The sequence below is a fragment of the Pseudofrankia coriaricola genome, assembly GCF_001854805.1.
Taxonomy (GTDB): domain Bacteria; phylum Actinomycetota; class Actinomycetes; order Frankiales; family Frankiaceae; genus Pseudofrankia.
Genome location: NZ_MBLO01000004.1, coordinates 61,312 through 84,949, shown reverse-complemented (window position 1 = coordinate 84,949; position 23,638 = coordinate 61,312). Strand labels below are relative to the sequence as shown.

Annotated in this window: 18 protein-coding genes and 1 pseudogene; 13 read left to right on the top strand and 6 right to left on the bottom strand. The window is 71.3% G+C overall.

Annotation, left to right across the window (positions count from 1 at the left end; genetic code table 11):
• A partial coding sequence (locus tag BCD48_RS50975) for a hypothetical protein (RefSeq protein ID WP_198543019.1) occupies positions 1–222 on the top strand: 222 nt, incomplete at its 5' end.
• 218 nt (positions 223–440) lie between these two features.
• On the opposite strand, the gene BCD48_RS01025 is transcribed toward BCD48_RS50975, so the two are convergent.
• Genes BCD48_RS01025 through BCD48_RS01010 form a run of 4 tightly spaced genes read right to left on the bottom strand, consistent with a single transcriptional unit; the run spans position 441 to position 4,745 of the window.
• Positions 441–1,640, bottom strand: a complete 1,200-nt coding sequence (locus BCD48_RS01025; RefSeq protein ID WP_071046311.1) for an ABC transporter ATP-binding protein — start codon at positions 1,638–1,640, stop codon at positions 441–443.
• Positions 1,641–1,648: 8 nt separating this feature from the next.
• Positions 1,649–2,551 carry a carbohydrate ABC transporter permease gene (locus tag BCD48_RS01020; protein ID WP_241841422.1) on the bottom strand — a complete coding sequence of 301 codons (903 nt, stop codon included), beginning with the start codon at positions 2,549–2,551 and terminating at the stop codon, positions 1,649–1,651.
• The gene (locus tag BCD48_RS01015; RefSeq protein ID WP_071046310.1) at positions 2,551–3,447 is read right to left on the bottom strand and encodes a carbohydrate ABC transporter permease; all 897 of its coding nucleotides are present in this window, start codon (positions 3,445–3,447) and stop codon (positions 2,551–2,553) included. Before BCD48_RS01015 ends, BCD48_RS01020 begins: the two co-directional genes overlap by 1 nt.
• A gap of 50 nt (positions 3,448–3,497) precedes the next feature.
• A complete protein-coding gene (locus BCD48_RS01010) occupies positions 3,498–4,745 on the bottom strand; it encodes an ABC transporter substrate-binding protein (protein ID WP_071046321.1) in 1,248 nt (415 codons plus the stop codon).
• An 864-nt stretch (positions 4,746–5,609) separates the two neighbouring features.
• Between BCD48_RS01010 and BCD48_RS01005 the strand changes: the two genes are divergently transcribed.
• From BCD48_RS01005 to BCD48_RS50440, 3 genes are all read left to right on the top strand, one after another.
• Complete coding sequence (locus BCD48_RS01005) at positions 5,610–6,116, top strand: hypothetical protein (RefSeq protein WP_198543017.1); 507 nt, start codon at positions 5,610–5,612, stop codon at positions 6,114–6,116.
• Between the two features lie 544 nt (positions 6,117–6,660).
• On the top strand, positions 6,661–7,032 hold the full coding sequence (locus BCD48_RS01000) for a hypothetical protein (protein WP_071046309.1): 372 nt from the start codon (positions 6,661–6,663) through the stop codon (positions 7,030–7,032).
• 3 nt (positions 7,033–7,035) lie between these two features.
• A complete protein-coding gene (locus tag BCD48_RS50440; RefSeq protein WP_131803696.1) occupies positions 7,036–8,460 on the top strand; it encodes a hypothetical protein in 1,425 nt (474 codons plus the stop codon).
• Positions 8,461–8,608: 148 nt separating this feature from the next.
• Here BCD48_RS50440 and BCD48_RS00985 read toward each other — a convergent pair whose 3' ends face one another.
• Positions 8,609–9,550 (bottom strand): RNA polymerase sigma-70 factor, encoded by a 942-nt coding sequence (locus BCD48_RS00985; protein WP_071046306.1) that lies wholly within the window; start codon positions 9,548–9,550, stop codon positions 8,609–8,611.
• Positions 9,551–9,823: 273 nt separating this feature from the next.
• On the opposite strand from BCD48_RS00985, the gene BCD48_RS00980 reads away from it, so the two are divergent.
• The gene (locus tag BCD48_RS00980) at positions 9,824–10,309 is read left to right on the top strand and encodes a carboxymuconolactone decarboxylase family protein (RefSeq protein ID WP_071046305.1); all 486 of its coding nucleotides are present in this window, start codon (positions 9,824–9,826) and stop codon (positions 10,307–10,309) included.
• Positions 10,310–10,471: 162 nt separating this feature from the next.
• Here the strand turns inward: BCD48_RS00980 and BCD48_RS00975 are convergent, their stop codons facing one another.
• Entirely contained in the window at positions 10,472–12,736 is a 2,265-nt protein-coding gene (locus tag BCD48_RS00975; RefSeq protein WP_071046304.1) for a serine/threonine-protein kinase, read from the bottom strand.
• A gap of 308 nt (positions 12,737–13,044) precedes the next feature.
• Here BCD48_RS00975 and BCD48_RS00970 point away from each other — a divergent pair, with 308 nt between their 5' ends.
• From BCD48_RS00970 to BCD48_RS55305, 8 genes and pseudogenes are all read left to right on the top strand, one after another.
• Positions 13,045–14,172, top strand: coding sequence for a YeiH family protein (locus tag BCD48_RS00970; protein ID WP_071046303.1), 1,128 nt, complete (start codon positions 13,045–13,047; stop codon positions 14,170–14,172).
• Positions 14,173–14,186: 14 nt separating this feature from the next.
• A complete protein-coding gene (locus tag BCD48_RS00965) occupies positions 14,187–15,110 on the top strand; it encodes a LysR substrate-binding domain-containing protein (protein WP_071046302.1) in 924 nt (307 codons plus the stop codon).
• 429 nt (positions 15,111–15,539) lie between these two features.
• Positions 15,540–16,244 (top strand): hypothetical protein, encoded by a 705-nt coding sequence (locus tag BCD48_RS00960; protein ID WP_071046301.1) that lies wholly within the window; start codon positions 15,540–15,542, stop codon positions 16,242–16,244.
• Between the two features lie 142 nt (positions 16,245–16,386).
• Positions 16,387–17,370, top strand: a complete 984-nt coding sequence (locus tag BCD48_RS00955; protein ID WP_083417994.1) for an AAA family ATPase — start codon at positions 16,387–16,389, stop codon at positions 17,368–17,370.
• Positions 17,367–18,512 carry a DUF58 domain-containing protein gene (locus BCD48_RS00950; RefSeq protein WP_071046299.1) on the top strand — a complete coding sequence of 382 codons (1,146 nt, stop codon included), beginning with the start codon at positions 17,367–17,369 and terminating at the stop codon, positions 18,510–18,512. Before BCD48_RS00955 ends, BCD48_RS00950 begins: the two co-directional genes overlap by 4 nt.
• On the top strand, positions 18,509–21,157 hold the full coding sequence (locus BCD48_RS00945; RefSeq protein ID WP_071046298.1) for a transglutaminase-like domain-containing protein: 2,649 nt from the start codon (positions 18,509–18,511) through the stop codon (positions 21,155–21,157). The genes BCD48_RS00950 and BCD48_RS00945 overlap by 4 nt, the downstream gene beginning before the upstream one ends.
• Positions 21,150–23,441: a PKD domain-containing protein gene (locus BCD48_RS00940; protein WP_131803695.1), complete on the top strand. Its 2,292-nt coding sequence runs from the start codon at positions 21,150–21,152 to the stop codon at positions 23,439–23,441. Before BCD48_RS00945 ends, BCD48_RS00940 begins: the two co-directional genes overlap by 8 nt.
• 28 nt (positions 23,442–23,469) lie before the next feature.
• Positions 23,470–23,580 (top strand): annotated as a pseudogene (locus tag BCD48_RS55305) (BBE domain-containing protein); the annotation flags it as partial.
• Between the last annotated feature and the right edge of the window lie 58 nt (positions 23,581–23,638).

The window sequence follows — 23,638 nt, the reverse complement described above, 5'->3', positions numbered from 1 at the left end:
TCCGAGGCCGCCAACCGGAAATCCACACGCAAGGAACAGCCCGACGGAACGCCTCTTTACAGCTTCCAGGGCCTCCTCGCGCACCTGGCCACCCTGACCCGCGACGAGATCCGCATCAGCGGCGGCGGCAGCCTTCAGCTACTCACGAACGCCACCGAAACCCAGAGAAAGGTCTTCCAGCTAATCGGCGCGCCTATCTCCAAGACCGTTGGTAGTCAGTAAGACGATCAATGGCTGCCGCGAACCCGCAAGTCACGAGCCCGCAGTGCGTCCTAGATCAAGTAAGTTCGGTCTAGAGGGCCAAAGGGCGTGCGAAAATGATCTTCCTTCGCACGCCCGGCGGCCGTTGTCCCCAGGATCACTGACACGATTCCCCGTGACGTCGGACAGGATGGGCGCGCGACCGCATGCAGGTACAGGGCAAACGTTGCCGGGCAGCATTAGTCAATGGTGGGCGGGGCGTCCAGGTTGTGGCCGGTGTCGGGGTCGAACAGGTGCAGCTGGTCGGTGTCCAGCCAGAGCTCGGCCTTCTCGCCCTCACGGATCCGGCTGGACGCGTCGAGCCGGGCGACGACCTGTTCCACTCCGCTGGACAGGTCGACGGTGCCAGCGTCGTGGGCCAGCTCCTCGAGGTCGGCGATCTGGGCCCGGCCGCCGGTCAGCGTGAAGTAGGCGAAGCTGTCCGAGCCGAGCCGCTCCAGCACGTCCACCGTGACCGTGAACCGCGGTCCGGGGCGGTTCCTCACCTGCTCCAGCGCGGAGTCCTCGAAGTGTTCGGGCCGCGCTCCGACAATCAGAGACCGGCTGCCGGCCGCGCCTCCGTTCCAGCTTTCCAGCAGCCGCCGCTGCCGGTCATTCGGGGCGATCGCCCCGAACGGGGTGCGCAGCTCGCCCTCCTCGACGGTCGCCGGCACGAAGTTCATCGCCGGCGAGCCGATGAAACCGGCCACGAAAATGGTCGCCGGCCGGCTGTACAGGTCGGTCGGCGTGCCGATCTGCTGGATCCGCCCGGACCGCAGCACCGCCACCCGGTCGCCGAGCGTCATCGCCTCCGTCTGGTCGTGGGTGACGTACACCATGGTGGTGCCGAGCCGGTTCTGGAGCCGGGACACCTCGGTGCGCATCTGGACCCGCAGCTTGGCGTCCAGGTTGGACAGAGGCTCGTCCATCAGGAACGCCTTCGGTGAGCGGACGATCGCCCGGCCCATCGCGACCCGCTGCCGCTGCCCGCCGGACAGCTGGGCCGGCTTGCGGTCCAGGTGCTCGGTGAGGTCGAGCACCCGGGCCGCCTCCTCGACCTTCCGGTCGATCTCCTCTTTCGGCCGTTTCGCCAGCGCCAGCGCGAAACCCATGTTCTTCCGCACGGTCATGTGCGGGTACAACGCGTAGCTCTGGAACACCATGGCGATGTCGCGGTCCTTCGGCGCCAGGTCGTTGACCACCTTGTCGCCGATCCGCAGCTCGCCGGAGGTGATGTCCTCCAGGCCGGCGATCATGTTCAGGGTGGTCGATTTCCCGCAGCCGGACGGGCCGACCAGGATGACGAACTCGCCGTCGGCGATGGAGAGGCTCGCGTCCTCCACCGCGAGCCGGCCGTCCGGGTACCGCTTGGTGATGTGGTCGAGAACGATGTCGGCCATGGCCGGGCCTATCCCTTCACCGCGCCGGACGTCAGCCCGGCGACGATCCGTCGTTGGAACAGCAGCACGAAGATGATGATCGGGATGGTGATGACCACGGCCGCCGCCGCGATCGAGCCGATCGGCTGGGCGAACTGCGACGCGCCGGTGAAGAACGCGATGGCGGCCGGGACGGTCCGCGACCGCTCCGTCGACGTCAGCGAGATGGCGAACAGGAAGTCGTTCCAGCAGAAGATGAACACCAGGATCGCGGTGGTCACCATGCCCGGCGCGGCCAGCGGGGCGATGACCCGCAGGAATGCCTGCAGCGGGGTGGCGCCGTCGACCTGCGCGGCCTTCTCCAGGTCCCACGGGATCTCCCGGAAGAACGCCGACAACGTGTAGATCGCCAACGGCAGCGAGAACGTCAGGTACGGGATGATGAGCCCGATCCAGGTGTCGAAGATGCCGATCTGCCGCCAGAGGTTGAACAGCGGGCTGACCAGGGAGATCTGCGGGAACATGGCGATCAGCAGGGCCAGCCCGACGAGCAGCCCCTTACCCGGGAAGGCGAGCCGGGCGATCGCGTAGGCGGCCATCGAGCCGAGCACCACCGCGAGCACGGTGGAGATGAGCGCGATCCCGAGGCTGTTCAGCAGCGCCCGGGTGAACAGCGACTCGCCGAAGATCCCCCGGTAGTTCTCGAACGTCCAGTGGCGCGGGATGAACTTGCCGTCGGTGATGCTGTCCGGGGTCTTGAACGACAGCGACACCAGCCACAGCAGCGGCACCAGCGATATCCCGATGATGACGAGGTTCGCGGCGGACCAGCCGAGCAGCGCGGTGCGCTCCCCGGATGGGCGCCGGCCGCGCGTGGCGGCGCCGGCAGTGCCCGTGGCACCGGCGCCGGGAGTAGAGGCGATGGTGGCCATCAGCGACGGCCCTCCCCACCGGGCGCGGCGGTGCCGAACCCCTTGACGAAGATGAACGCGACGAGCGCCACGACGAGGAAGATGAGCACCGACAACGACGAGCCGACGCCCAGGTTCAGCGCCGTGAACAGGTTGTCGTAGCCCAGGATCGACACCGACCGGGTGTCGTACGCCCCGGCGGTCAGCACGTAGATGCTGTCGAAGATGCGGAACGCGTCCAGCACCCGGAACAGCAGCGCGACCAGGATCGCCGGCTTCATCAGCGGCAGCATTATCCGGGTCAGCCGCTGCCAGGCGGTGGCCCCATCGACCTTCGCGGCCCGTAGCAGCTCCTCCGGGACCAGCGCCAGCCCGGCGAGCAGCAGCAACGCCATGAACGGCGTCGTCTTCCACACCTCGGCCACGATGATCACCGCGATGCCCCAGACCTGAGAACTCAGCGGCGTCGCGTCGCCGAACAGGCCGGACAGGTAGCCGGTGTCCGGGGTCCACGCGTACCGCCAGCCGAACGCGGCGACCACGGTCACGATCCCGTACGGGATCAGGATCACCGTCCGCACCAGGCCACGGCCGACAAGCGCCCGGTGCATCACCAGCGCCAGCGTCATCCCCAGCACGAACTGGATCGCCACCGAGATCACCGTGATGATCACGGTCACCGCGAGGGCCTGCCACCACAGCGACGACGTCAGCACGGTCGCGTAGTTCGCCAGCCCGACGAACTTCGAGTCGTCCGGGAACCTCAGGTCGTAACGCCGCAGGGACAGGTAGATCGCATATCCGATCGGGTAGGCGGTCACCGCCAGGATGACGATGACCGCCGGCGCGCACAGCGCCCAGCCGAGCCGGCGCTCCGCCCGCGCCCCCGCCGACAGCGGTGCCCGCCGCCGTTTCACGGGTGCCGCGCCGTTCGCCGCCGCGCCGGCATTCGTAGTCGCCTCAACAGTCACGGCACCAGACCCTTCGACTCGATGGCGTCGGCGATCGCCTTGCGCAGGTCGCCGAGCCGCCCGACGCTCGCTGAGGAGGGCGGTGACAAGGTGTGCGCGATCTGCAGCGAGACGCTCTGGTAGGCCGGCGTCTCCGGCCGGACACTCGCGTTCTGGAGCGCCTCGTAGATCGCCGCCGCGAACGGGTAGCCGCCGTCGATGAACTTCTGGTCGGTGTACAGATCCTCGGCCGTCGGCGCGAGCCCGCCGTTGATCGCGGTCCGGATCTGGTTGTCCCGGCTGGTCATGCACTCGATCGCCGCGGCCGCCTCGGCCCGGTGGTGGCTATAGGCGCCGATCGCCAGGTTGTAGCCGCCGACGGTCGTGTGTGAAGGCTGGCCGGGTACCAACGTCGGCCACTGCGTCCAGCCGATCTGTTCGGCCAGCTTCGGATTGTTCTGACGCGCCGATGGATAGATGAACGGGTAGTTCAGCTGGAAGGCGGCCGACCCGGTCTCGAACGCGAGGCGGTTGTCGTCCTCCTTCTGGTTCGACCAGGACGGGTCGGCGGCCGGCGAGTGTGCCATGGCCCGGATCGCCTCGACGGCCTTTTCCGCCGGCGGGCCGAGCACTACCTTGGTGCCGTCGTCATTGAGGATCTGGCCGCCGGCGGACGCCACCAGCGAGTTGAACAGCACCGTGTAGCCCTCGTACTGGGCGCCCTGCACCTCGACGTAGTGCGGCTTGCCTTCCGCGGCGAGCCGCCGGGAGTCGGCCAGCATCTCGTCCCAGGTCCGCGGCGGGTTCGGCACCAGGTCCTTGCGGTACCAGAGGAGCTGGGCGTTGGTGTTCAGCGGCACGGCGTAAAGCTGTTTGTCCCAGGTACCGGTCTCCACGGCGACCGGCAGCATTCCGTCGGTGAGCCGCTTCGCCTCCGTCGCCGGGAACGGCACGATCCAGCCGGCCTCGGCGAACTCGGCGGTCCAGGTCACGTCCAGCGCGAGGATGTCCATCGTGGAGTCCTCGGCGGCGAGCCGCCGCACCAGCTGCTGGCGCTGCCCGTCCGAGTCGTTCGGCAGCACGTTGATGCTGATCGTGTACCGGCCGTTCGACGCGGCCGAGCAGTCCGCGGCGGACTTGGCGAACGAACCGGACGACTCGTTGTAGACGTACCAGGTCAGCCGGGCCGGGCCGCGGCCGCCTCCGTCGTCGGAACCGCCGCAACCGGCCAGCGCCGCCCCCGCGGCCAGTACCAGCGCTCCCACCACGGCCACCGTGGACCGGCCGCTCCGGCCGCTCCGGCCGGTCGGCATGCCCCGGCCGCCGCCACAGGCGGATCCGGCCGCCCCCGGACGGTGGCCGGAATGTCGGCCGGGTCGACGAGGTCCACGGGGCCGACGGGATTGTGGAATTCTCATAGGCCGTGCTCACCACCCCACGTCGCATTACCAGAGGCGACGCGCGGGCGGGGGACGTTCATGGCCGGGTGGTATCCGGCTCCGCCACCTACGACCGGGCCACGTCGCCCCGAGTCGTGCACCCACCGGCCGGGAGACCGGCGGTGGCTCCGCCATTCCCAGGCGCATGAAGATGTAAACCCGGCGTCACAGGACTATTTCGGATAGTGTTCTTCCTGTTGCGCTATGTATATCGCGCGGGCGCCGCGGCGTCGCTGGCTGGATGACGACGCGGCGTAGGGCGGCGCTGGCCTGCCGGCCCCCGGCCTCCGTCGCGGTCGAGGCGGTGGCGGCGGGCCCCGCCGCGAGACGCCCGGGCGCGACAGCGCGAACCGCAGATACCGGCGTACCGCCAGAACGATCACCTCGGCTGGGGCCGGGACCCAGCGAGCTCCGAAGCCGGCACCGACGGCCGAGGGGGACGGCGGGCCATCGTCCGATCATGTCCTGGCCGCCGAGGCGGGCCACAGTGTCGGCCCCGCCCCCGTGACAGCGTCCACTTGACTATTTTCTGCGCCTCAACCTGAGATTTCAGCCCGATGTCGACGGTGGAACAGTTCTGTTGTGTTTGTGGGCTGGCGCCGGGTGCACAACGGGTCGCAAAGGTCGAACGGCGATCTTGTCGATACCCGAAAGGCAGGCGAACCTATGACGAAACTAACCTGGAGCTCAATGCGATCGACGGCGATCGCCATTGTCCTGACAGCGGCGATGCTGGTCGGCGTGGCCGCGACCGCGACCTCCGCCAGCGCGGCGGCGCCACAGGCGAGCGCCGTGGAAGGCCTGTCGACGCCGGTCACCGGACAGAATGGGGCGACGTCTTTCGACGGCACGTTCACCGCGACCGGGTTCGAGGAGCGCGCCGGACAGATCGTCGCGCTCGGGACCGTGACGGGAACCGCCACCGGCACGACCCAGCAGGTCAGCCAGGCGGTGTCAGCCCCGGTGACGAACGCGGCCACGGCGGCGGGCTGCGACATTCTCGGCCTGGTGCTCGGGCCGTTGCACCTTGATGTGCTGGGACTCGTGGTTGACCTCAACCAGGTCGTGCTGAACATCACCGCGGTCGGCGGCCTGGGCAACCTGCTCGGGAACCTGCTCTGCGGCGTGACGAACCTTCTCGACGTGCTCGGAGTCGCCCAGCTTCTGGCGATCCTGAACGCGTTGCTCGGGCTGTAACCGACTCGTGCTCGGCCGTCCCGGGCCGGCGGATCACCACCGATCCGGGACGGCCGCACGCCGGGCGCTGAACTCGCGATCGGAAATCCGCGCGAAGCCTGTTGGTCGAGCCCGGATTCTCGCGCGCTCCCGAGGTGTCCAACTCAGTCGAGCCTGGACCGGTACCGCCCGGGCAGCGCCGCCCCGCCGAACTACGCCACCGTGGATCGGAACGCGGCGGGTATTCGCGGGACTCGCCCGCGTGGACAACAGAAGGACGGCGGCTGGAACGCGCCCTTGTCCAAGCCCGTGACCAGCGAATTTCCGGCCTTCTAGATCATCCTGCATCGCCCTCCGCGGCGAATGGTCGGGCCGCCATGGGATCTGCTCAGTTACCGCCGACCGGGCTGGCCAGTCATCAGCACGACAGCCACTGGGCAGAGGTCCGCCAGCGTAGATCCCATGCGCTACCCTGCCTGCACGCGGACCTGAGGGGGGCACGATGCTTGGTCTAGAAATAGTTGTGGGCTACATAGCCGCGTGGGCAGTAGGGAAGGCGCGCCGAGTGACGCCGCGGGCGGACGAGGAAGTCAACCGCACCATCGACGCCCTCATGGACCGGCTGCACGATTTCGTCAGCGGCAGGATAGGCGATGATCCCGCGCTGACCCAGTTGGAGCGCGAGGCGGCGGACGGCATCGAAAATCCCCTGACCGAGAAGCGTGTTGAACTCTCCCTTGCGAACGCCGCCGCACAGGACGCCACATTCGCACAGGAGCTGGAACGGCTCGTCTCCGAGATCAGGGCCGCGAATCAAGACTCTGCCCCAAAGTCGACCGTGAATATCAATGCACACGGCCACGACCAGGCCCAGATGCCGATCCAGGGTCAAGGAGTACAGGACAACCGCTTCGGATTTCCAGGTGGGTCACGATAGCAGATGAAGATCGACCCGACTCCCGATAGCCAGCCACCAGAGACCGGAGAGGGTGCTGAGCAAGACCGCGATCCGACCACGCGACCCGAAACCGGTCACTCAACCACTACAAATGTGAGCGCGCGCGAGAAATCGATTGTTCCCATAAACGTAGGTATTCAGAACAACAAGTTCGCGGGAGTAACCCGGAATCGCGATATTCACGTGACCCTCTATCACGAGAAGCAGCGGATCGAGGTTTCAGCCGGCGAGGTTTTTTCCCTACCCATCGAGGTCACCAATCAAGGCGACTCCAATCGACATATCAGACTCTCAGTTCAGGGGATCGCCAAGCGCGCGGGACTTGATGTCTGCGCGGTGGAGCCCAGCCAGCTGGAGGTTCCTGATCACGCCAGCGCAATGCTCACCATCCGCGCGACAGACACGCTCCCCTGGGCGGGCGAGTGGAGAATCTCAATACTGGCCCGGGACACAGAAAATCCGGGCGATGACTGGGAGAGCAACCCGAAGACGCTTGCCGTCGCCGCGCGCCCCAGGATCAGGCTGTCCGAAAATGGTCCCGTAGAGGCGACAAGCGCCGGGAGGTACAGCAAGGCGGTCATCGTCGAGAACTGCGGTAATTCCCGGGTCCGGGGCAAGGTCTCCCCTGTGCCCGCGGACACCGGTCAGGAGGTGGCGGCCGGTGCGGACGCGACAAAGCTGCCGTCGTCGAAGGTAGGCACGTCGGACGAGATCGAGCTCTCTCCAGGAGAGTCTCGTGAAACATCGATAATGGTCAGCCTGCCGGAGCAGGCTCTCGGCGACCGGGAGTGGAATTTCCGACTCGGATTCTACTCATCCCAGGAGCTCGATATCTCTTTCAGAGCCCTGGATGCGAGAGCGCGTCAGGTCGGACTTCTGACCGAGCTGAACGAATGGCTACGGACCGCGTTGGTCGAAATTCTGTCAGCGGTGGAAAGAATCGTTCAATGGAGCGCCAAGACCGCCACCGTGCCCAGGTGGACGCTCGCATATCTTGTGCCGATCGCGTTGATTGTCTGCGGGGTAATCGGGGCGCAAACAACCGGGTCGTCGACGAACGCTTCAACTCCGTCCGCAAGGCAAAGCGCACCCTCCAACACACCACTCACAGCCAGGTCCGGCGCGCCGAGTACGCTCGAGATCCATGCCGGCGACCTGAAATGCGACGGCCGCTGGATCGTGCTGCTCGCCAGGTCCAGCGACCATGCGGATATTGCGTACTTCTTCGGGCGCGCCAACTCCGCGCGGACGCTGGGCGAGATTGAATATACGCAGATTTCGACAGACTGCGCCGGGTTGAGGACCGGTGAGTGGGTTCTGTTCGCGGGAACTTTTGGGTCCGAGGCCGAGTCGGAGCTGGCCGTCACCCGGTCCGGGGTCGATGGCACCGTCCTGCAGCTCAGATAACAGCGTGGGCATCGAGCGCTCCGCCTTCCGGCGAGGTGTGAACGCGGGCGCGGCATACGAGTTGCCGCTCGCCGACCCGCGCGGTGGGACCTGGCACCCGGCCGGGTCGGAATACTTGTCGTGTTGTTTGTTCCCAATCGGCCCAGATTCAGCGGCGAAGGGCCGTTTCCCGCTCGATGTGCGACAGCTTCTCGGGATTGCGCACGGCGTAGAGCCCGGTGACGAGGCCTTCGTCGATGCGTACCGCCACAACGCTGTCGATCTCGCCATCGAGCCGGAGAATCAGCGCCGGGTAGCCATTGACCTGTACCGGCTGCAGCGACACCGCGGCGGCGATCCTGCCCAGCCCGGCGGCCAGCAGGCGCGCCACCTTGTCGGCCCCGACAATGGGGCGCGGTACCGCCTGCCTGACTCCGCCGCCGTCCCCCAGCAGGACGACGTCCGGCGCGAGGATGTCAAGCAGGCTCTGCAGGTCACCGGTCTCGACCGCTCGCTGGAACGCGTCGAGCGCACCTCGGGTCTCGGCCGGAGAAACGACCCCGCGCGGGCGGCGCGCGGCGACGTGTGCCCGCGCCCGGTGCGCGATCTGGCGGACCGCGGCGGCGCTCTTGTCGACGGCTTCCGCGATCTCGTCGTACTCGAGGTCGAACACCTCGCGCAGCACGAACACCGCCCGCTCGGTCGGCCCGAGTGTCTCCAGCACCAGCATCATCGCCATCGAGACGCTGTCGGCCAGCTCGACATCCTCAGCCACGTCGGGCGCGGTCAGCAGCGGCTCGGGCAGCCAGGGACCGACGTAGGACTCCTTGCGCCGGCCGAGCGTACGCAGCCGGCTCAGCGCCTGGCGGGTGGTGATCTGAACCAGGTACGCACGCTGGTCCCGCACCGCATCGAGATCGACGCCCACCCAGCGCAGCCAGCTCTCCTGCAGGACGTCCTCCGCGTCCGCGGCCGAGCCGAGCATCTCGTAGGCGACGGTGAACAGCAGGTTGCGGTGGGCGAGGAACGCCGCGGTAGCCGGGTCCGAACGGCTGTCCTCGTTCATGCGCCCGCCGTGGTCTTCGGGGGCGGTCGGCGACGTGCCTGCCATGCGTGGCTCCTGTTCACGCTCGACTGTGTCACTCACCAGACGCCAGATCCCGCCGGTTTGTGACACCGAGCCGGTAGCCGGTCCCTGTCGTCCGCTGCCCCAGGACATGACGCCGTGGCTGCGTCGCGCACAGCGGGGCCCCAGGCATCACCGGTGTGGCCCCCGCCTGGTGGCGCAGGTCACCATGGCCAGGCTGTCACAGGAATCGGGGTCGCCGGCATCTGGTGTTCGTCCGGTGCGGCAGCACGCAACACCACGAGTGAGGACGACGTCATGGACGCCCGATTCAACCTGTTCGACAACGAGATCGCCGCCAAGTTCGGCAAGCGGTTCGCCAACGCCAGCCTGGTGATCGACCAGTCGCCGCTGCCGAAGGCCACCCAGGAGCTGGTGTCGCTGCGCGCCAGCCAGATCAACGGCTGCGGCTTCTGCGTCGACATGCACACCAAGGAGGCCGCGGCCGCCGGTGAAACCCCGGTCCGGCTCAACCTGGTCGCCGCCTGGCGCGAGGCCACCGTGTTCACCGAGGCCGAGCGGGCCGCGCTCGCACTCGCCGAGGAGGGGACCAGGCTCGCCGACGCCCACCACGGCGTCTCCGACGAGACCTGGGCCCAGGTCCGCAAGCACTACGACGACGACCAGATCGCCGCGCTCGTCTCCCTGGTCGCCCTGATCAACGCGGCCAACCGGGTCAACGTGATCGTGCGCAACCCGGCGGGCTCCTACACACCCGGCATGTTCGCCAGCATGAAGAGCTGACCGGCGGGCGGGTCCAGACCCGGCTCGGATCATCGATCCGGGCCGGGCCGGCGCATGCCACATCACCGAAGGCGGGACCGCGCGCGAGGCCCTCCATCACCTCACGGGAGATCCGGCCGTTCGGCGGAACGAACCGGCGGCCGTCATCCTGTGGGCGGCCCGTCATGGCCCTGGACGGAAGGTGGCGAAGATTCGCCACATCAGAGCCTGCTGGCCGTCCCAGTCGTCCTCGGGAATCCGCCAGCGCAGCGCGTATCCGTGGCCGTTGCGGACGACGCCGAGGTCGAGGACGTGGATGACACGCCCACCCGAGGTGAAGGTGAACTCCCAGATGGCGGCGGTCGCGCCGTCCTGCCCGTCGGCCTGGCGGATGGACAGGAGCCGGTAGCCCGGCGATGTCGCCCGTGTGCTTCCTTCCAACGACCGCCAGGCGCCGATAGCGGACGGTCCGGCCGCGGCCTGGGCCTCGACCAGCAGTTCTGGATATCCGCTCGCGGGCGCGAACACGGTTCGGTCGGCGCCGCGCGGGGAGGTCGACCAGTCACTCGGCACCGCGACCGACCAGCTGGATTGCCCGGAGCGCGTGGTGTAGCCCTCCGGTGGCCGCGCCGGGGTGGTACCGGTCGGAATGAGCGAGCCCAGGCTGATGTCGTAGTCCCGCGCCGCCGGGGCGTCCGTCAGTGTGTCGCCTGAGGCCGGCGGGCCGGCGACACTCGAGGGCGGACGTGATGGGTCCGTCGCCGCCAGGTTCTCCGGTGTTGTCGTCGACGTCGGCGATGTGACCGGTCCGGACGAGGCGAGCGACGATCTTTGCGGCGGCGGGGCCGCGGCCGGCTCGGCGGTGCCGCCGCCGGCCAACGTCAGGCCCAGAGTGGTCCCCACCGCCAAGAGCGACGCCAGCGCCGCCGCCACGATCACCGACACCCGCCGGCGCGAGCCGCGCCGACGTCCGCCGGGGGGTACAGGGACGGCGGCGTCGCCGCCCGGTTCGCCGTTGTCGGGTGCGGTGCCCTCGTTGGGTGCGGTGCCCTCGTCGCGTTTGGCGTTGTCCCTGGGTTCGCCGTCGCCGGGCACCGCACCCTCATCTTGTTCGACGACGTCGGTGGTTGCGGCGTGGTCGGTGGATGCGACGTCGGTGGGTCCGACGACCTTCGTGGGCGCGACGTCGGCAGTGGGTGCGGCGACGTCGGTGGATGGGGCGACATCGGTGGGTGCGACGACCTCGGTGGGTCCGACGTCGGGTGTAGGTGCGGCCTCGGCGCCAGTGGGTGCGACGACCTCCGTGGATGCGGCCTCGGCGATGGGTGCGGCCTTGTCGTCGGCCTCCGGGGTACCGACCTCGGCGGCCCGCGGTTCGTCCATGCCGGTCGCGTCGCCGCCGTCGACTTTCGTCGCCTGATCCGCGGGTCTGTCAGCCGCCATGCCGGGTTCAGCATCATCCGCCCGCGCCGGCCGGTGGCTGTCAGCGAGGATCTCCAACCACGGGTCGGCCCGGTCAACCCGGCCGGCCTCGCGGGGACGGGTGGGGCGTCGAGCGAGCCCGGGCCTCCCGAGGTGTCTGCGCCGTCCTCGTGCGGTCGGCGTGATGTCGTCGAGGACCTCGCGAAGATGACTGCGGATCTGGGCGGGCGACGGCCGCCGGTCAGGATCGACGGCAAGCATGTGATCGATGACACCGCGGAGGCAGCCCGCGTGGACGAACGGGCGTCTGCGGTTCTCCACGACGGCGGCCAGCATCGCCAGGGGCACCTTGCCCTCGAACGGAGACTCGCCCTCGACGGCGGTGAAGAGGGTCGCTCCGAGCCCCCACACGTCGCTGGCGTACACGGCCCGCGCGCCTCGGACGCGTTCAGGGGCGATGTAAGCCGGCGAACCTATCAGCGTTCCCGCACCCGTCAGGGTTGTGTCGCCGTGGCTGACCGCGATGCCGAAGTCGGTCAGGCGTGACTCGCCGGCCGCGGTGACCAGGACGTTGCCCGGCTTGACATCGCGGTGGACGACGCCGCCACGGTGAGCGGCCTCGAGCGCATAGGCCAGGCTGACGCCGATACGGGCGACCCGCTCGGGGGCCAGCCGTCCGGCGTCCTTGATGAGCTCGGACAGGGAGACCCCGTCGACGTACTCCATGACGATCCACGAACGCCCGTCTGCCTTGAGCACGTCGTAGACGGTCACCAGCGTCGGATGACGCAGTCGAGCAGCCGCGCGGGCCTCACGCATCACCCGCTGTTCGGCCAGGTCGCGTTCGGCCGCCGACCCCATGAGCGGCAGCCGAATCTCCTTGATCGCGACCGGGCGGTGCAGCAGCACGTCCTCGCCCTTGTAGACAGTGCCGCTACCACCCTCACCGATCACTCTGCCCAGCCGGTACCGACCACCCAGGTATCCTTCCGTTCCCTGTTCGTCGGCGGCACCGAGAGTCGGCATCGTTTGATCCTACTTTCGATGACCTTCTTGGAGTTTGAGATTCCTCTACCCAGGGCGACAACGACAACACACGCCTTGGTCTTGTCGGCGTCGGTCTTGTCGGCGTCGGTCTTGTCGGCGTCGTCGACATGCGCCGGTCAGAGACGGGAGCTCCGTCGCGTGCGCCGGGCACAGCGGCTGGGCCAGCCGAACAGGGCTGACCGAGTGACGCATCGTCGACGCGCCCGTCTAGTCATAGGGGTCTCCTATGACCATCCCTGGCAGTCGGCCGCTACCGAAGGGTCCTCGGCCGCTTGAGGCTGGGATCCATGACCACCGTCCCCGTCCGGGAACGCCATTTCGCCCGACCCGCGCGGCTCGCGCACACCATGTCCGCCGCCTCCGGCGTTTCTGCCGTGCGCGCCGCGTCTGGCGTGTCTGGCGGGTTGGCGTTCGCCGGCGCGATCGGCCTGGCCGCGACCGCCGTCGGCATGGCCTGCCCGGTGATCGGCGCGCCTGTCGTGGCGGTTGTCGGGGGCGCCCTGCTCAGCCCACTCGCCCGGAGATGGGGAGGTGTCCTTCAGCCAGGTCTTGACGTTGCTCGGGTCCGCCTGTTGCGGGTCTCCGTCGCGTTGCTGGGCGCCCAGCTGTCCCTGGGCGAGGTGGCCGACGTCGGGGTGGCCTCGCTGCCGGTCATGCTGGCCACCCTCGCCGCCTGTCTGGCCGGCGCCGCGCTGCTCGGTCGATGTCTCAAGGTGGGACGTGACCTGCGCACCCTTATCGGCGTCGGGACGGCGATCTGCGGCGCGTCGGCGATCGCCGCCACGAGCCCGACGATCAGGGCCAAGAACGCCGACGTCGCCTACGCTGTCTCGACGATCTTCCTGTTCAACGTGGCCGCGGCGCTGGTCTTCCCGCCGCTCGGGCACGCGCTCGGCCTGAGCCCGGGCGCGTTCGGCCTGTTCGCCGGCACCGCCGTCAACGACATGTCCTCGGTCGTCGCCGCGGCCAGCGCGTACGACCCGGCCGCCGTCCAGCAGGCGGTCGTGGTCAAGCTCGTCCGCACACTCATGATCATTCCGATCGTGCTGGTGCTGGGCGCGCTCGTCCGCGACCGCGAGGCCTCGTCCGACCTGGACGCCGAGCCGCACCGTCAGCCGGACCACCAGTCACGCCACCTGTTGACCGCACCGCGCCGCGCCGTCCGCCTGGTTCCGGGGTTCCTCGTCGCGTTCGTGCTGGTGGTGTCGGCCAACTCGGCTGGGCTTCTCCCCGTCGCCAGCCACGAGCCATTGCATCGCGGCGCGATGATCCTCATCGCCGTCGCGCTCGCCGCGATCGGCCTCGCGACGGACGTCGCGGCGCTGCGCCGCACCGGGTACCGGCCGCTCCTGCTCGGCCTGCTGCTGTGGGCGACGGTGAGCCTGACCAGCCTCGCCGTCGCCGGGGCGGTGTGACACGCTGTCCGACGATGCCCCTCCCGAGCTGGGTCACCGATCTGGCGACGCTCAACCTGCTGCTTTCCGTCGCCGAGACCGGCAGCGTCGGCCGCGCCGCCCAGGCGCACGGCATCAGCCAGCCGAGCGCGAGCGAGCGGCTGGCCCGGCTGGAACGGCGCCTCGGCGTGCCGCTCCTGGTCCGGACCCGGCGCGGCAGCACTCTGACCCCGACCGGCGAGGCCGTCGTCGCCTGGATCCACCCGGTCATCGACGCGGCCCAGGCGCTGGCCGACGGTGTGCTCTCGCTGCGGGCCGACCAGCGGGCCCGCCTGCGCATCACGGCCAGCCTGACCGTGGCCGAGTACCTGCTGCCCCGATGGCTGCTGGTCCTGCGGCGCGGTCACGCCGATCTCGAGATCTCGGCCAGCGTCGCCAACAGCGAGGACGTCTGCGCGGCGATCCGCTCCGGCCGGGCCGATCTCGGGTTCGTCGAGTCGCCCGACGTCCCGGCCGACCTCGGCCGCCGAGTGGTCGGCGCGGACGGCCTCGCGCTCGTCGTGGCCACCCGCTACCCCCTGGCAGCTCGGGCCGAGCGAGATCTGCGCGCCAGTGATCTCATCGAGGCGCCGCTTCTGCTGCGCGAACCCGGCTCCGGCACGCGCGAGACGTTCATGCGCGCCCTCGCCGGCGCGCTCGGTCATACCCCGCCGATCCACCGCGCGACCAGCCTGGGCTCGACGGCGACGATCCTGGCCACGGTCCGGGCGGGCGGCGGTGTGGGCGTCGTCAGCGCGCGGGCCGCGGCGGCCGGCCTGGCCACCGGCGAGCTGGTCCGGCTGCGGGTGGCCGACCTGATGCTGGTTCGACCGCTGCACGCCGTCTGGTCCGGCCACGCGCCGACCCCGCTGGCCGCGGAGCTGATCGAACTCGCGATCGGACTACCTACGCCGGACTAATCCATAGGAAAATCGCCTGGGCAACCCGCGGTCCGCCGTTACTCACCCAAGCACCCAACCCTCTCCCGCTCGTTGCCCGTCGATAGTCGCCGTGTGGTTTTCTGGCTGCCGGTATGGACCTGCCGACGCGACAGCGGGCGACGGTCCTTCCATGGGGCCCTCGCCAAGAGGCCGCCGTCGGGCCGCCGAGAACACGCACCGTCGCCGCTGGGCGGAGTTCCGGGCCGCGACGCCTTTCGAGGACCGTGCGCCGGAACGTTAACAGTGTCCCAACTTCAGCACATATGCCTGCCGAAATAGCCGCGGCCAGTAGCATGTGGGACATCTGCGGGCATTCGGGGACCGCGGTCCTGACGGCCGATTCCAGAACCGGCTCGGGGGCCGGCCAGTCACGTGGACGGGTCACCGCCTGAGAACGGCGGAGAGACAGTGGGCGACGGCGAACGCGTGCATGGAACCGGCGGCGGCGACAGCCTCTTCCGCGCCGACGGCCACGACGGCGGCCCGTCCCTCCCGGACGGCCGGTCGCCGGCCGACGCCTTCCTGACCGCGTGGCGGAGCTCTCCGGCCGCGTCCTCGCCGCCGGTGGCCGCGCTTCGGCGGCTAGCCACCCGGCGGCCGGCCGCGAGGCCGGGGCACGCGCGCCGTCAGGTCGCCCGGCGCGGGAGGCCGTCCTCGGACGGCGCGGATGGTGGGCCGGGCACCAGCCCGTGGCCCGCGGCCGGCGAGACCGCGCTCCGCGGCCCGGCGGCCGACCGCCGCGGCGACCGACGTTCCTCGCCCAGCACCGCACCGCCGTTTGCCACACCGCCGTTTGCCACACCGCCGTTTGCCACACCGCCGGGCGGCGCGCCGCCGGGTCCGGGGCCGAAACCGCCCGGGGCGCCACCGGGGCGGCCCGGGCCGGCCCCGCCAGCCCAGCCGATGGCGTCGGCCCTGCCGAGGCCCGACGACGTGGCCGAACCCGGACCGCCGAACGCCGCCGCCGCGGCCGACGGTGCCACGGTCTTCGTCGGCCGGCTCAGCCGGGACGCCCAGTTCCACGTCCTTGGCCGTCGCGCAGCCGTCCTGGCCACGGTGCTTCTCCTGGCCGTCATCGGTTCGGTCGCGGCGGCGGCGGTGCTCGTCCGATGAGCCCGACGAGTCAGAGAAGTCCGATGAGTCGGATAAGTCCGGGAAGTCCAAATGAGCGCGCCGGGAGTTCCAGCCCGGCGGCCCCGGCCAGGCCGAAGCGCACGGCCTTCGTCCAACCGCAGACAACCCTCTGGGAGAGCATGTGTCCGAGCAGCCAGTGTCGCCGGCCGAGGTGGCGTGGTTCGCGCAGCGGTGCGACCTGGTCGTCCGCAATGTCGAACGCCTCATCCGCGGCAAGACGGATGTCGTCCGGCTGGCTGTGCTCTGCCTCGCCTCCGAGGGCCATCTGCTCATCGATGACGTGCCGGGTGTGGGCAAGACGTCGCTCGCGAAGGCGCTGGCGAAGTCCATCGCCGGCACGATGCGCCGGATCCAGTGCACGCCGGACCTGCTGCCGACCGATGTCACCGGCGTCAACATCTGGAATGCCGACACCAGAAAGTTCGAGTTCCAGCCCGGCCCGGTGTTCGCGAACGTCGTGCTCGCCGACGAGGTGAACCGGGCGTCGCCGAAGACGCAGTCCGCGCTGTTGGAGGTGATGGAGGAACGGCAGGTGACCCTCGACGGAACCGCCTACCCGCTGGAGCGGCCCTTCCTGGTCATCGCCACGCAGAACCCGGTCGAGCACGGCGGCACCTTCGACCTGCCCGAGGCGCAGATCGACCGGTTCATGATGCGCCTCGCGGTCGGCTACCCGAGCCACGAGGCCGAGGTGGACATGCTGGCCAGCCGGTCGGCTGGCCAGTCGGTCGAGGACCTGGCGCCGGTGGTGTCCGCGGCCGACGTGCAGCGGATGACCGCCACGGTGCGGCGCGTTCATATCAGCCGCGAGCTGCTCAGCTACGTCGTGACGATCGTGGACGCCACCCGCCGGCGCGGCGAGCTCCGGCTGGGCGCGAGCCCCCGCGGGGGCCTCGCGCTCGTGGCCGCGGCGCAGGCGCACGCGGCGGCCGAGGGGCGCGCCTTCGTCATTCCCGACGACGTCAAGACGCTCGCCCCGCATGTCCTCGGGCATCGGCTGCTCCTGCGCCCGGAGGCCGAGCTGAACGGCGTGACCGCCGAGAAGCTGCTCGGCTCGGTCCTCGTCGGGATCCCGGTACCCGGTGAACGGCCGGCCTTCCGATGATCACCCGCTCCGGGCTCCTCGTGGCCGCGCTCGCGGTGGCACTGGGCGTCGCCGGCTTCGTCCTGCGCTACCCGGAGTTCGTCGTGATGTCGGCCGCGGCCACGCTGGCGCTCGTGGTCGCCTGCGCCTGGCTGTTCGTGGCCCCGGACGTCGTGATCAGTCGTGAGATCCGCCCGGCCGGGGTGGTGGAGGGCGAGCCGGCGTCCGGCGTCCTCACGGTCACCAACGTCTCCGGGCGGCGCTGCCCGCCGCTGCGGGCCGCCGAGCGGGTCGCCGGCACGTCGATCGGCATCGCGCTTCCCAGTCTCGCGGCCGGGGCCGGGACCCAGCGCGGCTACGCGATCCCCACCGGGCGGCGCGGGGTGTTCGAGGTCGGGCCGCTGGTCGTCGGCCACAGCGATCCGCTGCGGCTCATCCAGCTGAGCCGGGAGCTGCCCGGGCGGTCGACCCTGCGGGTGCGGCCGCGGGTGCTCGCCGTCGCGCCGCTGCCGACGGGGGGCTCGTTCGAGCTGGACGGGCCGGCGGCGCGCGAGGCGCCGCTGGGCGGTGTCGCGTTCCACTCGATGCGGGAGTACGTGCGCGGCGACGACCGGCGGCTCATCCACTGGAGGTCCTCGGCCAGGGCCGCCAAGCTCATGGTCCGGCAGAACGTCGTGCCCAACGAGATGACCATGATGGTCGTGCTGGACACCAGCGCCGCCCCCTACACCGACGACTTCTTCGAGGACGCGGTGCGGGTCGCCTCGTCGCTGATCGCCGCCGGGCTCACCCGTGGCTTCCCGGTCGAGCTGTGGACCACCGGCCGAGGACGTCTCGCGGCCGGCCGGGACATCGCGGCCGGGGAGGCGATGCTGGACCTGCTCGCCGAGGTGACGACGCGGCCAGACGACCCGGGTCTGGCCGCCCTGGCGGCCATGATGCCGGGCACCCCCGGCGTCGCGCTCGGGGTCGTGACGGGTCAGCCGGCGCCGTCGGCGCTGGGCGCCGTGTCGGCCGTGCGGCCCCGGTACGCCATGGTCAGCCTCGTCCAGGTCGGCGAGCTGCACGGCCGGCCGGCTCCGTCGGTGTCCGGGGCGCTCGCCGTCAACGTGCGGACCAGCGACGAGTTCGCCGCCGTCTGGGGTTCGCGGGCGCGCCGATGACCACGCCGATCCTGTCGCCCCGGCCGGCCCCGCCGGTCCCGCCGGTCAAGTCGGTCCCGCCGGTCAAGTCGCCCCGGCCGACCCCACCGCCCCCGCCGCCCCCGTTGCCGGCCACCGGCCGACACCTCCGGCTGGGCGACGTGCTCCTGGCCGGGGCGTCGATGCTGCCCGCCGCGGCCGCCCTCGGCGCGCTGTTCGACGGCTACCGCTACCTGGCGCCGCTCGCCGGCGCCGTCGCCGCCGCCGCGGTCGTCGGCGCGGTCGCGGCCCGGCGGCTGGCCACGGTCGAGCTGGTCTGTCTCGTCGGTGCGCTGGCCGGCCTGCTCTACGGCACGGGGGTGGCCGCGGGCCGCGTCGACCTGCTGCTGCGGGCGCTGCGCGACGGCTGGCGGCCGTTGCTGACCACGGCCGTGCCCGCCGAGCCGAACACGCTGCTGCTGGCGCCGCTGGGCGCGGTGCTCTGGGTCGCCACGTTCGCCGCCGTCGTGCTGGTGGTGCGCTGGCACGGCGCGCTGCTGCCGGCGCTGCCGCCGCTGCTCGTGACGATCGGGTTTCTGCTGCTGGTCGCCGAGGCCGGGCAGCGCCGCCGGGTCGCGCAGCTGGTGCTCACCGGATGCTTCGTGGTGCTCGTGCTCGTGCTCGCCGCGGTACGGTCCGCGCGCGCGGGGGTGCTCCCTGGCCAGTCCGAGCCGACCGGGGGCGGGCCCGGTGTCGACGGCCGATCCGGCCCCGGGCACCGGTCCCGGCTGGCCGGGCCGCTGGCGATCGGGCTGCCGGTGGTCGCGACGGTCGCGGTGCTGGCGACCGTGGTCGGCGTCGTCGTGCCGATCGACTCGGCTGACCGGTACGACCTCAGGGAACACAGCAGTCCGCCGGTCGACGACGTCGCCCTGCTCAACCCACTCGTGCAGGTGCGCGCGCAGCTGGACACCCCCGAGCCGACGAAGCTGTTCACCATCAGGCTGACCCCCGCGGCCGCCGCCTGGCCGGCCGGCGCGCCAGGCACGTCGCCCCGGGTGCGGACGGCCGCCCTCGGCGCCTTCGACGGCGCCACCTGGAGCGTCGACGGGAACTTCATCGCGGTCGACAAGGTGCTGCCGGGTCCGGACGAGCCGGTCGCGACGACGGTCGCGCGCGCGAGGGTGCGCGCCGACGTGACGTTCGACGGGTTCGACGACGCGCTGCTGCCCACCCTCGGCGAGCCGACGGCCATCGACTACGCCCCCGCCAGCGGTTCCGGCCCGCGCGAGGGGAGGGGTCCGGCGTTCGAGCCGACGTCGGGAACGCTCGCCCTGCTGTCGCCACCGCGGGCCGGCGACCGCTTCGACCTGACGGCCCAGGTGTCGCGTCCGTCGGACGCGCAGCTGGCGGCGGCCGTCGTGGCGACCGGGCCGGGCGCGGACCGCTACCGGGTGCTGCCGAACCTGCCGGACGATCTGCGGGCCGAGCTGCTGGCCAACGCCAGGCAGACGACGGCCGGGGCCGCGACGACGTACGGCAAGCTGGTCGCGCTCGCCGACTTCCTGCGCGACGGCAGCGCGTTCCCCTACGACCTGCACGCGACGCCCGGCCACTCCTACGGCCGGCTCACCCGGCTGCTGGACTCGGCCGACCCGGCGGACCACCGCGGCTACGCGGAGCAGCGCGCCGCCGCGTTCGCCGTGCTGGCCCGCTCGCTCGGGTTCCCGACCCGGATCAGCGTCGGCTACCTGCTCGACGAGGACGGCGCGGCCAACACCACCGACGCGGCCAACACCGACGGCACATTCACGGTCACCGACCACCAGGCACACGCCTGGCCGGAGGTGCTGTTCGCCGGGGTCGGCTGGGTCGCGTTCGAGCCGACCGACACGAGCGACCTGTCGAGGGCGGGGTCCCGGGACGCGCCGCTGTCGGGAGCCTCCCCACCACAGACCCAGCAGGGCGACGAGGAGAACCCGGCGGTCATCACGCCGGCGCAACGCGACATCATCGTCGGCGGCGACGACGGGCGCGGTGGGCGTCTCGCCTGGCCGTTCGTCCTGCTCATCGCGCTGGGCGCCCTCGCCCTGGCCCTGCCCCTCCTGGTGATCGGCGAAAAGGCCCGGCGCCGGCTGACGCGGCGACATCGCGGCGGCCCGGCCGACCGGGTGCGCGGTGCCTGGTGGGAGGCGAGGGACCGGCTCGGCGAGTTCGGCGTCTCCCGATCGCCCTCGCTGACCAGACGCGAACTGGTCGGCGCCGTCGCCAGGAACCCGGCCACGGCGCCGGCGGTCGCGCCGCTGCGGCTGCTCGCGGCGCTGGTCGACGAGGCGACGTTCGCCCTGGGCGGCACCGGGGCCGACGATCCGGACCGGGCCTGGGCGCTGGTCGGGGACGTCCGCCGGGAGCTGGGACGTGCCGCCGGCCGCGCCGGCCGGGTGCGGGCCCTCCTCGACCCGCACCCGCTGTTCGCCGCCCCGGCGGCGGGCGCCGACGCCGAGGCCGCGGCCGTGGCGCCGCCGACCGGGCCGGCGGTGACACCCGCCGCCGTCCCGCCGGTACCCGCGAGCCCGTCGGACTTTCTCCAGCACTGGGTCCAGGTACACGGCCAGCAGCGGCGCACGATGGCCCACGCCGGCACGACGACGACACTCGCTGACACGACGGTGGTGCACGGTGAATGATCACGTCCTCGCGCGGCAGCGAGCGATCCCCCGGCCGTGGCTTGTCTGGTTGCCACGAGTCCTCCTGGCATTGGTGCTCGCCGGCGCGGTCGCCGGGCTCGCGCTCGCGCTCGCGCGGCCGGAGGAGGTCCCACGGCGGGCGGTCGACCTCGACGACGCGTCGGCGTGGCTGGTGTCGTCGACCGTCGGGGAGGCGGTGCTGGTCGACGGGACGTCCGGGCAGATCGTCACCCGGGTCGACATCGGCGGGAACGGGTCGGTGGGCACCCAGGAGGGCACGGACGCGTTTGTCTCGTCGGCTGACGGGACGGTGCTGCGGATCGATGGCACGACCTACCGGGTGAACCTGCCGACGAGCCCGTTCTCGGGCCGCGGTGAGCCGTTGACGCTGTTCCCCGCGCCGGGCGCGCTGTTCGCCGTCAGCCCGTCGCGGGGGGTCGTCTTCGTCGTCGACCCTCGGACGTTGCGGGTCCGCGCGACCGTCGCCGTCCACGCCACGATCCGCGACGGCGCGGTTCTCGCCGACGGCGCGGGCCGGCTGTGGATCGTCGACGCGGCGACGGGCGACCTCCTGCGGGTGGACGGCGACGGGCGGCAGGCCCGGGTCGGGGCCGTCGACCCGCAGTGGACCAGGCTGATCTCCGTGTCCGGGCGGCCGGTGGCCGTGGACCTGGCGGCCGGGCGGGCCCGCCCGATCGAGGCGGACGGCGTCACCGGGCCAGGGGTGTGCGTCGACGCCACCAAGGACGGCTCGGTCGTGGTGGCCGGTGCGGGCCCGGCGCCGCCGCCGGGGCAACTGCGCGCGGACGCGGCCCGCTGGATCTTCCTGGTCAGCCAGCGCAGTGGGCTGCTGATGCTCAGCGATCTCTCGACCCGGACCTGCGACGACGTGATCGACCTTGACGTCGCCGGGCACCGGCTGGGACAGCCTGTGGAGGCCGCCGGCCTGGTGTTCGTCCCGGACCTCACGACCAGCCGGGTGATAGTCGTCGACCTGGCCGGGCGGAAGGTGAAGGCCACGGCGAACGTGCCGGTCACGCCCGACAAGCCGTTCGAACTGCAGCGCGCCGGATCGGTGGTGTTCTTCAACGACCCCGCCGGCAGCATCGCCGGGGTTATCCAGCCCAGCGGCACGGTCACGACGGTCGAGAAGTACGGCCCGACACCAACCGGCGCCGACGACGAGCCCGCCGACGTCCCGCCGCCCCCGCCCACGTCGTCGACACCGCCGCCGTCCCCGACCGAGCCGGCGACGTCCCCACCCGCCACGGCCCGGCCCTCGCCCCCAAAGGCTCCCCCGTTCTCGCCGCCCGCGGCCGCGCCGAGCCAGCCGCCGGTCGTCCCCCCGGTCACCCGGCCGCCTGGGCGGCGACCCTCGCCCGAGGCGCCGCGCCCGCCGCGGCCGGCGCAGACGACCTCCGCCGCGCCCACCGGGCCGCCGGTCGTCCCGCGGCCGGCCACCGCCACGCCGTCGCCCAGCGCGCCGGTCGTCACGCCGTCGGCGCCGGCGACAGTCCCGCCGCGGGCGAACCCGCCCACGGCCCGACTGAACGTGTCGCAGGCCAGCGGGCTCGCGCCGCTTCCCGTGCGGCTCGACGCCAGCGGTTCGTCCGCGGCGGACCCGGCGGTGCCGATCGTCAGCTACAACTTCATGGCGGGTCCCGGCGGTTCGGTCACCCAGACGACCGGCGACCAGGCGTCCGCGGTGGTGGACCTGACGTTCGACACGCCGGGCACCTGGCTCGTCACGGTCCGCGTCACCGACGCGGCCGGCAACTCGGCGCAGAGCACCCCGGTCCGGGTAACCGTGAACGGGCCCCCGACGCAGCCATCCCCGGTTTCCCCGACGACCACCCCACCGCCTCCCCCAACGACGACCCAACCGGCTCCCCCAACGACGCAGCCGCCGCCAACTCCGACGCCGACGCCCCCGCCGCCCACGACACCTCGGACGACGACAGCTCCGCCGCCCACGACACGTCCGCCGACGACGTCCCCGCCGCCGGCGACCCATACCGAGGTCACCGGCAACACCGGCTCGCCCACCTTCGCCACCGTGCATTTCGTCGGCCCGAACACGCCCAGGATCGGGGTGAACGTGGCGGTGCAGGTCCGCTGTCGGACGACCGGCGACGCGGTGGAGGACGGGAACACCTGGTTCTACCTGGTCGTGTCCGGGGTGGCGGCCGGCCGGTACGCGCCGGCCGACAACTTCTACAACAACGGCGCGACGTCCGGCCCGCACAACAACGTCTTCGTCGACACGAAGGTCCCGCTCTGCTGAGCCCCCCAACGCCGCCGCGTCGGACTGGGAGCGCGAGTACTACGGCTGCTACCGCGAGCGGCTGCGCCAGGCGAAGGCCACACACGACCCGGAGAACGTGTTCAGCTTCGAGCAGAGCGTGCCGCCCGTCGCCGGCTGATCCGGTGGTCAGTACCGGACCGGCCTCACCGCCCATCACCGGGCGGCCAGCAGCATGT